Below are 13,541 nucleotides of genomic sequence, written 5' to 3'. Positions count from 1 at the left end.
ATCACTTTCAAGAACCGCTACGTTTGGGGTTAAATATTGGTATTAACGACTGCTCTCAGTCTTTAGTTGTTATTAGGTTTATCGCTGTAACTAAACTCTTGGCACTTGTTGGGTGATGCAGTGGATGTTGCCGCCACCTAACAAAATTTCTCGAGCCGGGACGCCATTCACTTCGTAGCCCGGATAGATGCCTTCTAGGATCCCGATAACATCGTTGTCGTAGCGTTGATCGAGCAACGGCAACACAATTTGGTTATTGGTAATCAGGTAATTGGCATACGACGCCGCTAAACGCTCACCCGCTTCTCGCTCCATTCCGTCTGCGATATCGATACCTGCCGCTTCTTCCTCGGTCATGAAAAGAGGGCCTGGCATCGGCAGCTTGTGTACCTTGATTTGACGGCCTTTGGCATCGGTCTGGCTGGTGATGTAGTCATAGGCTTCGTTGCTGATCTCATATTGAGGATCATTCTCGTCATCGCACCACGTCAGAACGACTTCACCCGGCTTCACGACGTGAAGGATATTGTCGACGTGACCATTGGTTTCATCGTTGTATAAACCACGAGGTAGCCAAATTACCTTCTCAACATTGAGGTGTTCGCACAGCACTTCTGTCAGCTCTTCTTTGCTCATATCTGGGTTGCGGCTTTCGTGTAATAAGCACTCTTCTGTTGTGTAGAGCGTGCCTTCGCCATCAACGTGAATTGAACCGCCTTCTAGTACGATTGGAGCGCGGTATCGAGAGTCACGAATGGTTTCACACATCTTTTGAGCGACTTGGTTGTCGCGATTCCAAGGTGAATACAAACCATCCACAAACCCGCCCCATGCATTGAATTCCCAATCCACACCTCGACGTTCACCGCTGTCATCGACCACATAAGTCGCACCGATGTCGCGCATCCAAGAGTCATCCGTCGAGATTTCCAACACTCGAATGTCCTCTGGTAGGCGAGATACTGCGTTATCGTATTGGTCTGAACTCGCGAGCATGGTGACTGGCGTCGTATGGCTGATCTTGGTGGCAACATCAGCAAACACCGCTTGTGCTGGTTTTGCTCCATTGCGCCAGTTGTCGGTGCGCTCAGGCCAAGCCATCCAAATTTCGCTATGTGGCTCGTGTTCTCCTGGCATTCTGAAGCCATCATGTTTTGGAGTGGTATCAATCAGTTTTTTCATCGTTATATCTCCTAAATTATGCTTGAGCTTCTTTTTTATCTTGTGTCTCGGTCGTGTCGTCATCGCCTGAACCTTGTTGCTTCTTGCGTTTTAGAGCACCAAGAAGAATCCATTCACCAGCAAGGATGGTGGCAATCACGCCAATCAAAACAGGTCCTGTGTATCCCCAATCGGCAACAGTTAGATCAAGAGCCTCGGGGAAAATAAATAAGATCACGGCTTGAAGGACGACGAAGAAACAAACAATCGACATGACCCATTGAGCCGCCATACCGCCAGGTACTTTGAATGGGCGTTCACGTTTACCATCAACCACTCGAAGCTTTAGGTATGCCGGGAACATGAACAGGTAAGGAAGTAAGAAAATGCAGCTAGAGAAGGCAAATATCGACCAGAACAGATCATCATTACCCTGAGCAAACAGCGCGTAAGACAGAATGACGACCGTTGATACTGTGCCAGTAATGTTGTTTGCCCCAACTGGAGAGCCTTTCTCAGACACTTTCGCGACAGGGGCTGGAAGTTCACCTTCTTGAGCGGCTTCAGCAGCAGCTCGGCTAGCGCCCATTGTCCAACTCACCATGTTGCCGATAAGCGTTAACAAAGCGAAAGTACCGAAGATGTACACCATCGCTGTACCAACCACACCAGTGCCGAAAAGTGTTCTAAATGTGTCGATAAGGCCAGACACCAAGCCAATGCTTTCGACAGGTAGCGCCATCAAAATGCCTACCGTACCGAAGATGTATAAGAAAGCGGTGATACCGATAGAGAGGAAGACAGCCTTAGGCATATCACGAACGTCTTTCATTTCTTTAGTCATGGTCGCAACCAGTTCAAAACCCATTAGGTTGAACACAATCGCAGGTAAGAAAGAGACCGCAGAATCCAATGAAGGCATCATAGCTGGCAACGTAAATTCGTTGGCAACACCGTTTTTCATTGCATAGATAAAGCCGCCCACACCCAATGTACTGATCACGACAATTTTTAATATTGCGCCAATATTGGTGACCCACACACCGATGTCGGCAGACACATTACAAATCAAAACCGTTAGCCACGTCAGTAATATACAAATGGCAATTTGTCCCCATAAAGACAGATCTGGCATGAAGAGTTCGGCAAACATCCCTGCAAACATGATGTATACCGCAGGCATCCATAAACCCACGTTAATCCAGTAAAACCACGTTGTTCTCACTGCCCATTTGAAATTGAAGGCTTGTTTTACCCAATCGTAAATCCCACCCTCACCTGGGTAAGTGGTACTCAGTTCGGAAGTAATTAAGCCATATGGAATGACAAAGAAGACCAGCATTAACACCCACCAACCAATGGCACTGACACCAATACTGGCTGACGCGGTTAATGTGTCGACCACCAAAACTGCACACAGTGTAAAGAGTGCAATTCCCGTAACCCCCATTTTTCCTTGCGTTTCGTTACTCATCTCTTAGCTCCTTAATCTCTAATTCGGGATTAATTAAACGGCAAAGCGATGAAGTGAACTGGGATGAAAATTGAATATCGGTTTTACATAAACGAGTTCGGGGTAAAAACAAAATAAACCCAACAAATATTAGATTTATAATGATAAAAGTCGGAATACTTGATTTTGGTCAATAACCATTCGATTAATAAATACATTTTCTATTTCAAAACCAAGATCACATATCTAGTTAATCTAGGGGGAATTAAGGCTTTCTGTGACATATAGGCGACTAAAAACATCAAATATTGATCACAAATCGAATTGTGATTTCTATCCCCACGACACCTGCATTATTTAAATACAATTCAAACTAACTTATTTGCCCTGAGCAAAATATTATTTGGAGAGTTAAACATGTCGAAGCCTATTATTGTTGTTGCTGTCGGTGGGAACGCTTTACTACAGCGTGGTGAAGTAATGAGTTGCGAAAACCAAAAAAAGAGCATCGCGCAAACCGCCAGCTCTTTGGCTGAACTCAGCAAAGACTACCGTTTAGTGGTTGTGCACGGAAATGGCCCTCAAGTCGGCCTACTCTCATTACAGAACAATGCTTATAAAGATTGCCCTCCTTATCCATTTGATGTGCTTGGTGCCGAGACTCAAGGGATGATTGGTTACCTCATCCAGCAAGGGCTAAATGCTGCAATTAAAGATCGCTTTACGACCACGATTCTGACTCGAATTGTTATCGACGAGAATGATCCTGCGATTGCCGACCCAGCCAAATTTATTGGCCCTATCTATACAGAAGAACAAGCCAAACAACTCGCAGAAGCCAACCAATGGGTTGTGAAACCTGACGGCGCACACTGGCGTCGCGTGGTGCCATCGCCTTCACCAAAAGAAGTGCTAGAAATAAAAGCCATCAAAGACTTGCTAGAGAAAGAGCACCTAATTATTTGTGGCGGTGGCGGTGGCGCTCCAGTCGTCGAAAAAAATGGCGCTTATGTGGGTTTTGAAGCGGTAATCGACAAAGACATGACAGCTGCTCTTATCGCAGAAGAAATCGGCGCAGAACATTTACTGATCCTCACTGACGGCTCTCATGTTTGTTTAGATTGGGGAACCCCAAAGGAAGAGAAGCTTGAGAACGTATCAGTTGAACAAATGAAAAAGTACACTTTCCCAGCAGGTTCTATGGGGCCGAAGGTCGACGCATGTTGTCAATTTGTAGAAAAAACAAAACAGCATGGATACATTGGTGACCTGTCGAGTGCATTAGAGATCATAGAAGGAAAAACGGGGACACATATTAATGCTTAATATTGGGTTATAATGCTTTATATAAATAAAGGGTAATAAAGTCTAAGTTTCGATATTCCGATTGGAACTTTTCTTGAAAACCCTTTATGTTTTTTGTGTTCCAAATAAAAATGAGGATCATTAGATGCGCAAAGTAACAACCGAAGAAAAGTTAATTCGAATTCATGATGCTGTTGTGCAACTAATGGAACGCCGTGAAGCTACTGATATTTCAATGTACGATGTTGCCAAAGAGTGTGGAATGGCAACATCCACGGTTTATCACCACTATCCAAACATAGAGAACTTATTTCATAATCTATTAGATGACGTTTTTACTGATTTCGACTCTCTGCTAGGTAAATGTATAGATTACGAGCATGTTAATCATTGGACTGACATCAATCGCATGATTGAAACAGCGTATGTTAATTATTACAACAATCACCCGATTGCTAAAAAGTTAATTCTAGGTCGTCATACATTCACTGAACTAGGACATGCAGACACCGAGAATGACTTAATTCTTGGTAAAGAAGTAGAAACGATTTATCGACAGTTTTTTGATGTTCCTCAGTTACCACAATCCATCAATGTCTTCGCTATCTCACTGCAAGTCGCAGATAAAATATACTCGTTATCTTATCGCCAACATGGCTGCATCACACCAGAACTTGCCAACGAAGCAATCCGTCTGACCGAGTCTTACCTTAAGCTGTATATTCCTCATATCTGTCAAAAAACAGAGCCTAGCATGATGCATACGCATTAAGAAAACCTGTAATCCCGATAACGTCTTACCTTTCTATTTTCGCTTGATGACCTGACTAAACTCGCTGACCAAACAAAAAAGCAGAACTTCAATTCCTTGAAGTTCTGCTTTAACAATCCATAACTGCTTACGCTCTGCGCTTTTTGAAGGCGTGCCAGCCGGCGCTGAGAATTGTTTTTAACACCACACCGAGTGCGCTTAGTTTTGGGTCGGCGTTCTTGCCAGAGGCAATGCGCCACATCTGATGTTCATACCAAACCAGCCCGACCATCGCCACCTTGTCTAATGCGGGTTTTCCTGTGGTTGGCACCGTTAGTGGCATGCCGTGGCTAGGGTTTTCAATTAACTTGTTAGGGAAATCAGGATCAACCGCCATTGTTCGCGCAATACCAATAAAATCGGTCGCCGAGGTGTTTAATGCTTCATTCATTGCTTGCGCGGTTCGAAAACCACCCGTGACCACCAGCGGTGTACTCACGAGTTTTCTCGCCTTAACCATGTAATCCATAAAATACGCTTCACGTTTTACTGTGCTGGACTTGATTGATTCAGCTTTGCTCTTTGAACCCATCATTGATGGACTTTCATAGGTGCCGCCAGAGATCTCAATCAGGTCGATACCGTTATCACTCAGTGTTTGCACAACCTGCATCGACTCTTCTTCAGTGAAGCCACCTTTCATGAAGTCGGCGCTGTTGAGCTTAATTCCGACAGGGAAACCTTCACCGACCTCTTTTCGAATCGCGCGATAAACCTCAAGCACAAAACGAAGCCTGTTTTCGAGTGATCCACCCCATTTGTCTTGACGTTGATTGTGTCTCGAAGATAAAAACTGACTGACCAGATAACCATGAGCCCCGTGGATCTGCACACCAGTAAAACCCGCTTGTTTTGCAAGCTTTGCACTCAGCGCGAATTTATCAATGATTGCGATTATTTCCGTCTCAGTCAGAGCTCGTGGCGTATTAAAGCCTTTTTCTAATCCACGCTCTAAAGAGATCGCCGAAGGCGCAACCGGGCTATCACATAAGAATTTAGGAATTTGCTTACCTGGGTGATTCAGTTGCATCCATATCTGCGAACCATTTTGTGTTCCAGCCTTCGCCCACTCACGAAATACGCTTAAGTCACTTTGCTCATCCAACACAACGTTTTTAGGTTCACCAAGCGCACCTCTATCGACCATCACGTTGCCCGTCATGGATAGGCCAATTCCTCCTTGAGCCCAACGCTGGTAAAGCGTGACTAAACCTTGCTTAGGGTTATGATGTTTATCACCTAGCTGTTCACTCATTGCCGATTTGAACAGGCGATTTTTGATCACTTGGCCATTAGGAAGAGAAAAAGGGTCGTTGAGGCAGATCGGATTCATGCGCGTGGTTACTTTCTTTGGTTTATATATTGAGTCCAGTATGCCCTATTTTATCCGACAGTTTTTATCATTTAGTGCCTATTTCGAAGCAAGTTTCGCTCAATAATAAAATGCCAGCGGCATAGCAGCTGGCATTAATCGATTATAAATAGAATCTCAAAAACTGGGCTGACGCTGCTGAAATATGTCAACCAGAAAGGCTCAAACACTCTTTACGCTCATGGTAATTGTCGTTATTGTGATTCTCTACGCCATCATCACAAGGACTGTCTGAGAGTTATGAACAGCACGATTGAAACTATTCTGGGGCACCGCTCCATTCGTCAATATACAAATCAACCAATTGAAAAAGCACAACTTGATGTGATTATTCAGGCTGGTCTCGCGGCATCATCATCGAGCTTACTGCAGGCTGTTTCTATTGTGAGAGTGACAGACAAAGAGAAGCGAAAACTGCTAGCCGAATACGCAGGTAACCAAGCTTATGTTGAGAACGCGGCTGAGTTTTTGGTGTTCTGTATCGACTATCAACGCCACGCTCAAATCAACCCTGAAGTGAAAACCGACTTTACTGAACTGACCCTGATTGGCGCAGTCGATTCTGGCATCATGGCGCAAAACTGTATGCTGGCTGCGGAGTCTCTTGGTTTAGGTGGCGTGTACATCGGTGGCTTGCGTAACAGCGCGCAACAAGTCGATGAACTACTGGAACTTCCACAACACACGGCCGTGCTATTTGGTATGTGTTTAGGTCACCCTGCGCAGCAGCCTGAAGTCAAACCTCGCCTTCCTGCTCACGTGGTCATGCACGAAAATCAATACCAACCGTTGAGCTTAGATGAAATTGCCAGCTACGACGATTCAATGCAAAGCTACTACGCGAACCGCTCAAGCAATCAGAAGCAAAGCAGTTGGTCACAACAGATCACACAGAAGTTGTCTGGCGAATCTCGCCCGCACATTCTGCCTTACTTGAACAGTAAACAACTGACCAAGCGATAGCTCTAGATAAGATATAACGACAGAGAGAATATTCAGATGGCGAGCTCCGTTTTCGTCATCACAAACAAAAATGTCAGCGTATAATACGCTGACATTTTTCATTTCTGGGATACTGACACTCTTAGAGGTATTTCTCTATCGGCAACAGCTGTAGGAAGCCTGACTGCATTCGTTCCCACTTGCCGGTTTCTGGTTCGCTGTCCCAACTTTGCTCGCCTGAATACCAATACACATCACCGTCTTCCAGTTCCAATCGCCAACTGTTGTCTTCACTCATCGCTTGCTCGATGGTTTCAGCTAACGTTTCAGCAATCTCTTTATTCTCGATGATTAATACCGATTCCGTGTTCAGGTAAGTCGAACGCAAGTTGAAGTTGAATGAGCCTATACTCGCGATGCTGCGGTCGAATACGACTGATTTAGCGTGCAAACCATAGGCCGTATCAGGCGCACATTTCGACACGTCTTGAGTCGATGCTTCACATAGCTTGGATTCTGGTTTTAGCTCAAACAGGTCGATACCATGCTCCAACATGTCGTAACGTCTGCCCGCATAAGCTGAGTGATTAGTCACAAGATCATTAGACGCCATAGAGTTAGTGAGCGCTTTTATCTCAACGCCCTTATTGTTCAACACTTGCCACGCTTCGAGTTGACCATCATCGAATACAAGGTAAGCCGATTCCAACAAGATCTCTTGTTTCGATTCGCTTGCAAGCTGTCCTAAAAGAACCGCCGTTGCTTTCGGTTCATCTGTATTGTCTGAATCGACAGGCACAGGGCGATCGTAAACGAAATGAGCATTCACCCAAGTCATCTCACCAATCACCTCTTTCAGCAAACTATCAGCAGCCTTACGATCTAATGGTAATTCAGGATAATTTTGATAATGCGGAACAACAATATTATCTATCTTTGAGAGATCAGGTTGTTCGTCATCACCCAACATATCGACAGGGTAAGACCAACGACTGTTCCAGTATTCAACAAAACTGGTTTGGATGGTGTTAACTACGGAGCCCATGACTAATACATCGCGGTCTCGGAAATTGATTTCATCAGAAAGGTCAAAGTATTCATCACCAATATTACGGCCGCCCACCACAGACAAAGTACCATCGACGGTAAACGACTTATTGTGCATACGGCGATTTAAGCGAGAAAAGTCACCGACAAAGCTCAGCCATTTACTGAAGCCACGGCGTGTTGGCGTTGGATTGAAGATACGAATCTCGACGTTAGGGTGCGCATCCAGTGCCGACAGCAAACCTTCACGTTCGTTGAGGTTGATATCATCCAACATTACGCGCACCTTCACACCACGCTCAGCCGCGGCTAACAAACGGCTAGCGAGATAGCTGCCCGATTCGTCAGAGTTCCAGATGTAGTATTGAATGTCGATGGTGTGCTCGGCACTTTCGACCAGTGCTAATCGCTGTGCCAAAGCATCCCAACCAGACTCTTGCAGACGAACCGCGGTGGTGCCTTGCTCTAAAGCTTCAGGCTGAAATTCATTGGTTAGAACCGATAAAGAACTAGGTGCAGGAGAGGTTGGCGGTTCTGTTGGATGATCGATGCCTTCAGGAAGTGAAGAACACCCACCTAAAACGGCGATTAAGATTAACGTTAAACTGATGCGTTGGAGCACAGGCATGTATCTGACTTCCTTTTCACGATGGCGTCTTTAGAAACTTTCCGTACAGCTTTTCAATGAACAAGCTATTCCGATCTATTCATTGATTATTACTGCTAAAGCCTGAAATTTATAGGTAATTATCCAGTATAAATTTAAAGGTCGGTAAATTGGCCTGCAGATCACTTAAGTTGAGTGAGCGCTAAACAGTATAAACTCAGCGGCTTTTCGACCATTTCAATAGTGAGTTCAGTTCGGTCTGGGTGATGCTTCACCATTGTTTGGAGACCTAGTTTCACCGCTTGATTTAACACTAACAGGCGTGTCGACTTACTTATATGAGATTGTGCAAACTCATTACTTACGTAAGCGCTAAAGCTGTTGTTCATCTAAGGGGCATGTAAGGATCAACACCGAAAACATTGTTCACGCTACATAACGTTTATCGTCCCTACACAAGCCTTCCCTATAGTAGTACCCTTTATCGTCTCTCATTCTTGATGGTAGCTGGATATTATGAAGCTTTTGGTCGATCGCACTGGTGAACAGTTTTTAGAAATTCTGCAAGAATCGGGAGACACGCTGACGGTTCAATTCATTACCAATGAAGGCAATCGAAAGGGCAAGCCGTTCCAAGATAACTTGAGTGGATTGTTCCTCACAGGGTGGAAGCCGCGCACTACTTCAACCGCCATCGGATTAGAACACTTTAAGCAAGGCAAACTTGAAGATCCCAAGGTGAGTTTCGCATTGCACCAACTCTATCCACTGGGTCGAGACGTAAAATTACCTTCCGGTGATATCGCAACTATCGCGAGTTACGCCAATACCCATGCCGATGGCTACTATATGTTTGTGCGCCTCAACGATGAGTTAACCCGACTCAAGATTACGCCTGATTGGGAACTGCAACCTTCTGTTCAAAGGTTAGCCTTGCCTTATTACCCTGCGCCAAAAAGCCAGCAAGAACTCGACAATATTGATGACTTCGATGCTTGGGCGGGTGGGTTTTAATCGCTATTACCTACTCCGTTAGCCTGAAACATAAATGACTTAGCCCCATCATTTTCACTGTGGGACTTTTTGTCCGCTTTTGTTCTAGCGCTTTTCTTATACAATGGTGTACTACCTACAGGAAATACGTTCAGAGCTAATCACCTTATGCTGATCACCGAAGATGATATCTACTTCACATCGCAGATCCTCGACTTTCTCTCCGAGAACGACAAAGCACTCTCTTTTCGTAAACATGCGATAAAGAAAGGCGAGCCTATCTTTCAGCAAGGGCAAGAGATAACCGACATCATATTCATTACCGAGGGCGCTATATCTGTCGCTCGCAGCTCACGTTACGGTCGTCGATATCAGGTAGGCACTTTCAATCACAATGGCTTTTTAGGGCTTATGGAACTGTTTTCAGGGAAGCCCTGCTTCTACTCGGTAAAAGCTGAATCTAATTGTGAAGGGTTCATCATGAATGGGGCAATATTTGCAGAGCTCATCTGTCAAACCCCTATCTTGGCGGCACATACTTTTAAACACCTCACCTCCAAATGGTATTTATCGGTCGAGAGAATGTCGCGCAATATCCTGCACTCTATTACCTACTGTGTGATTGATGATTTGTTGCAGTTTCACAGCCTGAATCCAGAAAAAGATTACATCGTAAACAAAAGCTTAGAGTGTGAACGATTAGGCACGAGCCTGCGCGTTTACAATCGAATTTTAAAGCAATTGAATGACAGCGGCGCGATTTCCGTTACAAGAAAAAGTATTCGAATCATCAATCTAGACAAACTCGAAGCGACTCGTTTGAAAGAGTCCGAAAAGCAATAACTTCATTCTAATACTTAGTAATTTATTCACTTATTCCAACGCTCCCACAAACGTAAAACGGTGACCCATAGGCCACCGTTTATTTTGATTATCGACAATCATTAAGACTAAGCTTGAAGAAACTATGAGTTAGTTCCACAGCTCATGTTCAATGATTTTCTCAGTAGTGAAATTGGGGTAAGCCATCTTCCACATGTTCAAACCTGAGTATTCATCACTGGAGTACTGAGCAAAAAATTCATCCAACGCTTTTATCATAGTATCTTGAACCGCTTGACGTGGTGGCTCTGCGATATACGCCTCACCCATTGGGTTACTCAAATCATACCAATGGTCGATCGGCTCATTGTTCTTATTATAGTAACGCACCAACTTCCAATGCCCGTTAGTGATCATTCGTGCATTACCACGCTCTGAGAATTGGTACTGACGCCAATCACGAACGCGCTCACCCTTCATCATAGGTAACAAAGACTTGCCTGGGCCATAGCTCGTATCATAACCTTTACCATTGCTGGCGAGCTCCATGATGGTGGTATGCAGATCTAAGATATCAACAAACTCACCACGCACTTGTTTCTGACGCACCATGCCTTCAGGACCTTTGATGATGAAAGGCACGCGAATCGTCTCTTCATAGAAATTGTATGGGAAGCTGGCGTTGATCTTACCGTATAAGCCATATTGCCCCATCAACAAGCCATGATCAGAAACAAAAGCGATCACGGTATTATCCATCAAACCACGTCCCTCTAAACCATCGATCAACTGGCCGACTTGCTCATCCAATAGAGTCACCGCCGCCAAATATTGCGCGAGTTTCTCTTCATGATCAGATGGCACTAAAGTATAAGCACTCATGTGTTCGAGTACTGAGTTACCACCATAAGAGACCACTTTATGTGCGATATCGCGATATTTCTCTACTAATCGCTCAGGTAAACCTTCAAATGGGAAATGCGGCTCAACATAGTTAAGGCTAACAAAGAAAGGCTTATCACTTGGCTCATCAATGAACTTGATCGTCTCTTTAGTTAAGAACTGAGCTTGAATACCTGTGTGCTCTTCGTTTTCGCCATCACGAGAAAACAACACAGTTCCAGAATGGAGGTATTGGTTTTTCCAACCCGCTTCTAACGCGTCGTAACTTAACCAACGATCAAAGCCACGAATTGGCTCTTTGCTGTCCGTCGTGGCGTGCCATTTACCAATTAATGCAGTGCGATACCCTTCCTCTTGCAAGCGCTCAGACAACAGTTTTTCGCCATCCAACCAATCAGCATCGTACTTAGGATCTTCCGCTAAGAAATCATACACACCATGCTGAGAGGGCATTTTACCAGTATGGAATGAAGCTCGGGCAGCAGAGCTAACAGGTGCTGGCGTCATACCATTCTCGAAACGAACACCGGTTTCTGAAAGGTATTCTAGATTGGGTGTTTCAACGTATTTGTTATGGTGGCTTGTCGCCCAATCACCAAGATCATCGGCCATGATGACCACAATATTAGGTTGTTGGGGTTGTTTGACTTCTTCAGCGATAACACTGCCTGAGCAGGTCATTGCCGCAAGCGCGAACGCTTTTGAAACCGCACTAAGCGGAAATTTTTTCATGTTCGACTCCATGAATATTCAGGGGATGAGTTATTGGGATTCTTTGTTTTTGATGATTTGCATGATGGCAGCAGGAGGATGCCCGGCTTGATAGAGCTTCTTCATAAGATCAATGTAAGGCGCTGAATACGAGAAAAACGTTTTATAGCCATGACAAAGGTAGTTTTGATCAGGCTTACCCGAAGAGGAGAAAGAAAAACGATGTTTAGGGCAGCCGCCATTGCACACCGCACGATATTCACAACGCAAACAATCTTGAGAAAGCGAATGCTTTTTATCTTGACCAAATTCTTGGTTCGCGCGGCTTTCGTTTATCTCTTTAATAGTCGTGGTATGGATATTCCCAAGCTTAAATTCTGGAAAGACATAATGGTCACAGGCGTAAATATCGCCATTGTTTTCCATCGCAAAGGCACTGCCACACGTTTCGGAAAACACACATAATTGTGCTGGCTGGCCACATGTCATTGCAAAGGTATTCTCAAATAGCTGTACCCACACCTTTCCGACATCTTGCCGTACCCACTCTCTAAAAATTGCAGCCATAAACAAGCCGTAATGTTCTGAACCCACACTCCAATCACAAAGAGCTACCGCTTCCGACCGCCCAGGATGTAACAGTGTTAAGCCATCTTCCGTTTGCTGCTGCGCTTCACGTTCCACCAACGGAATGAACTGCATGTGCGCACTTCCGATCCCCTTAAGGTAGTGATACACCTCTAACGGAGATTTGGCATTCACATCGCTGATAACGGTTAGTGTATTAAACTCAACACCAAAGGATTTAAGCAGATTAATCGCCGCTTCAACTTTGTGGTGGGTAGCTTTCCCTGAGCGTGTTTTACGATAGGCATCATGCAGATGTTGAGGACCATCAATCGAGATGCCAATTAAGAATTGGTGAGATTTGAAGAACTGACACCACGACTCATCAAGCAATAAGCCGTTGGTTTGCAGGGTATTGATGATGGTTTTACCCAAACCGTATTTGTTTTGCAAAGCGACGGCTTTTTCAAAAAAGGCCAAGCCAAGCAACGTAGGTTCACCGCCTTGCCAAGCAAAGGTCACTTCATTTGAGGATTGCGCTTCGATATGTTGAATAACATAACGCTCCAACGTCGCATCATCCATCTTCCAAGAGGTCGGTGAACTGGCAGATTCAGGATAGAGTTTTTCTTTTTCAAGATAGAAACAATAGCTGCAATCAATGTTGCATTTAGAACCCGAAGGCTTTGCCATAACATGACAGCCTTGAGGTGAAAAAGTATCTATACCCATCTTCGATTACCTACTCAATTTCGATATGGGCATGCTAAAAATTGATAAGCTTCGTCAATAGGACAAATGTCCGAAAAGCGGTGGTTTTAATCAGTGAAAGTCAGTAAACGCTATT

Annotated in this window: 11 protein-coding genes; 5 read left to right on the top strand and 6 right to left on the bottom strand. The window is 44.6% G+C overall.

Annotated elements, in window-relative coordinates; translation table 11 throughout:
* Positions 1-90: 90 nt before the first annotated feature.
* Positions 91-1,182 (bottom strand): agmatine deiminase, encoded by a 1,092-nt coding sequence (gene aguA, locus AACU28_RS01785; RefSeq protein WP_121602217.1) that lies wholly within the window; start codon positions 1,180-1,182, stop codon positions 91-93.
* Between the two features lie 16 nt (positions 1,183-1,198).
* Entirely contained in the window at positions 1,199-2,635 is a 1,437-nt protein-coding gene (locus tag AACU28_RS01780; RefSeq protein WP_121602216.1) for an APC family permease, read from the bottom strand.
* Positions 2,636-3,031: 396 nt separating this feature from the next.
* Here AACU28_RS01780 and arcC point away from each other — a divergent pair, with 396 nt between their 5' ends.
* Together arcC and AACU28_RS01770 are read left to right on the top strand one after the other, a co-directional pair.
* Positions 3,032-3,940, top strand: a complete 909-nt coding sequence (gene arcC / locus AACU28_RS01775; protein ID WP_121602215.1) for a carbamate kinase — start codon at positions 3,032-3,034, stop codon at positions 3,938-3,940.
* A gap of 124 nt (positions 3,941-4,064) precedes the next feature.
* Positions 4,065-4,691: a TetR/AcrR family transcriptional regulator gene (locus tag AACU28_RS01770; RefSeq protein ID WP_004732262.1), complete on the top strand. Its 627-nt coding sequence runs from the start codon at positions 4,065-4,067 to the stop codon at positions 4,689-4,691.
* Positions 4,692-4,818: 127 nt separating this feature from the next.
* On the opposite strand, the gene AACU28_RS01765 is transcribed toward AACU28_RS01770, so the two are convergent.
* On the bottom strand, positions 4,819-6,063 hold the full coding sequence (locus tag AACU28_RS01765) for an NADH:flavin oxidoreductase/NADH oxidase family protein (protein WP_121602214.1): 1,245 nt from the start codon (positions 6,061-6,063) through the stop codon (positions 4,819-4,821).
* A gap of 279 nt (positions 6,064-6,342) precedes the next feature.
* Here AACU28_RS01765 and nfsA point away from each other — a divergent pair, with 279 nt between their 5' ends.
* Positions 6,343-7,065: an oxygen-insensitive NADPH nitroreductase gene (gene nfsA, locus AACU28_RS01760; protein ID WP_004732266.1), complete on the top strand. Its 723-nt coding sequence runs from the start codon at positions 6,343-6,345 to the stop codon at positions 7,063-7,065.
* Between the two features lie 121 nt (positions 7,066-7,186).
* On the opposite strand, the gene AACU28_RS01755 is transcribed toward nfsA, so the two are convergent.
* Complete coding sequence (locus tag AACU28_RS01755; protein ID WP_121602213.1) at positions 7,187-8,719, bottom strand: phospholipase D family protein; 1,533 nt, start codon at positions 8,717-8,719, stop codon at positions 7,187-7,189.
* 495 nt (positions 8,720-9,214) lie between these two features.
* On the opposite strand from AACU28_RS01755, the gene AACU28_RS01745 reads away from it, so the two are divergent.
* Positions 9,215-9,712: a hypothetical protein gene (locus AACU28_RS01745; RefSeq protein WP_121602212.1), complete on the top strand. Its 498-nt coding sequence runs from the start codon at positions 9,215-9,217 to the stop codon at positions 9,710-9,712.
* Between the two features lie 147 nt (positions 9,713-9,859).
* Complete coding sequence (locus AACU28_RS01740; RefSeq protein WP_121602211.1) at positions 9,860-10,534, top strand: Crp/Fnr family transcriptional regulator; 675 nt, start codon at positions 9,860-9,862, stop codon at positions 10,532-10,534.
* 129 nt (positions 10,535-10,663) lie between these two features.
* On the opposite strand, the gene AACU28_RS01735 is transcribed toward AACU28_RS01740, so the two are convergent.
* Together AACU28_RS01735 and AACU28_RS01730 are read right to left on the bottom strand one after the other, a co-directional pair.
* Positions 10,664-12,148 carry a sulfatase family protein gene (locus AACU28_RS01735; protein ID WP_108223652.1) on the bottom strand — a complete coding sequence of 495 codons (1,485 nt, stop codon included), beginning with the start codon at positions 12,146-12,148 and terminating at the stop codon, positions 10,664-10,666.
* 30 nt (positions 12,149-12,178) lie between these two features.
* Positions 12,179-13,387: an anaerobic sulfatase maturase gene (locus AACU28_RS01730; RefSeq protein WP_241910290.1), complete on the bottom strand. Its 1,209-nt coding sequence runs from the start codon at positions 13,385-13,387 to the stop codon at positions 12,179-12,181.
* Between the last annotated feature and the right edge of the window lie 154 nt (positions 13,388-13,541).

The organism is Vibrio sp. SBT000027, assembly GCF_963894355.1.
Lineage (GTDB): Bacteria > Pseudomonadota > Gammaproteobacteria > Enterobacterales > Vibrionaceae > Vibrio > Vibrio splendidus.
This window is presented reverse-complemented; position numbering and strand designations above follow the sequence as displayed.

Bases quoted from the DNA above. Each gene is read 5' to 3' on its own strand.
- AACU28_RS01780 (WP_121602216.1), bottom strand. From the start codon at position 2,635: ATGAGTAACGAAACGCAAGGAAAAATGGGGGTTACGGGAATTGCACTC.
- aguA (WP_121602217.1), bottom strand. From the start codon at position 1,182: ATGAAAAAACTGATTGATACCACTCCAAAACATGATGGCTTCAGAATG.
- AACU28_RS01740 (WP_121602211.1), top strand. From the start codon at position 9,860: ATGCTGATCACCGAAGATGATATCTACTTCACATCGCAGATCCTCGAC.
- AACU28_RS01735 (WP_108223652.1), bottom strand. From the start codon at position 12,148: ATGAAAAAATTTCCGCTTAGTGCGGTTTCAAAAGCGTTCGCGCTTGCG.
- nfsA (WP_004732266.1), top strand. From the start codon at position 6,343: ATGAACAGCACGATTGAAACTATTCTGGGGCACCGCTCCATTCGTCAA.
- AACU28_RS01770 (WP_004732262.1), top strand. From the start codon at position 4,065: ATGCGCAAAGTAACAACCGAAGAAAAGTTAATTCGAATTCATGATGCT.
- AACU28_RS01765 (WP_121602214.1), bottom strand. From the start codon at position 6,063: ATGAATCCGATCTGCCTCAACGACCCTTTTTCTCTTCCTAATGGCCAA.
- AACU28_RS01755 (WP_121602213.1), bottom strand. From the start codon at position 8,719: ATGCCTGTGCTCCAACGCATCAGTTTAACGTTAATCTTAATCGCCGTT.
- arcC (WP_121602215.1), top strand. From the start codon at position 3,032: ATGTCGAAGCCTATTATTGTTGTTGCTGTCGGTGGGAACGCTTTACTA.
- AACU28_RS01730 (WP_241910290.1), bottom strand. From the start codon at position 13,387: ATGGCAAAGCCTTCGGGTTCTAAATGCAACATTGATTGCAGCTATTGT.
- AACU28_RS01745 (WP_121602212.1), top strand. From the start codon at position 9,215: ATGAAGCTTTTGGTCGATCGCACTGGTGAACAGTTTTTAGAAATTCTG.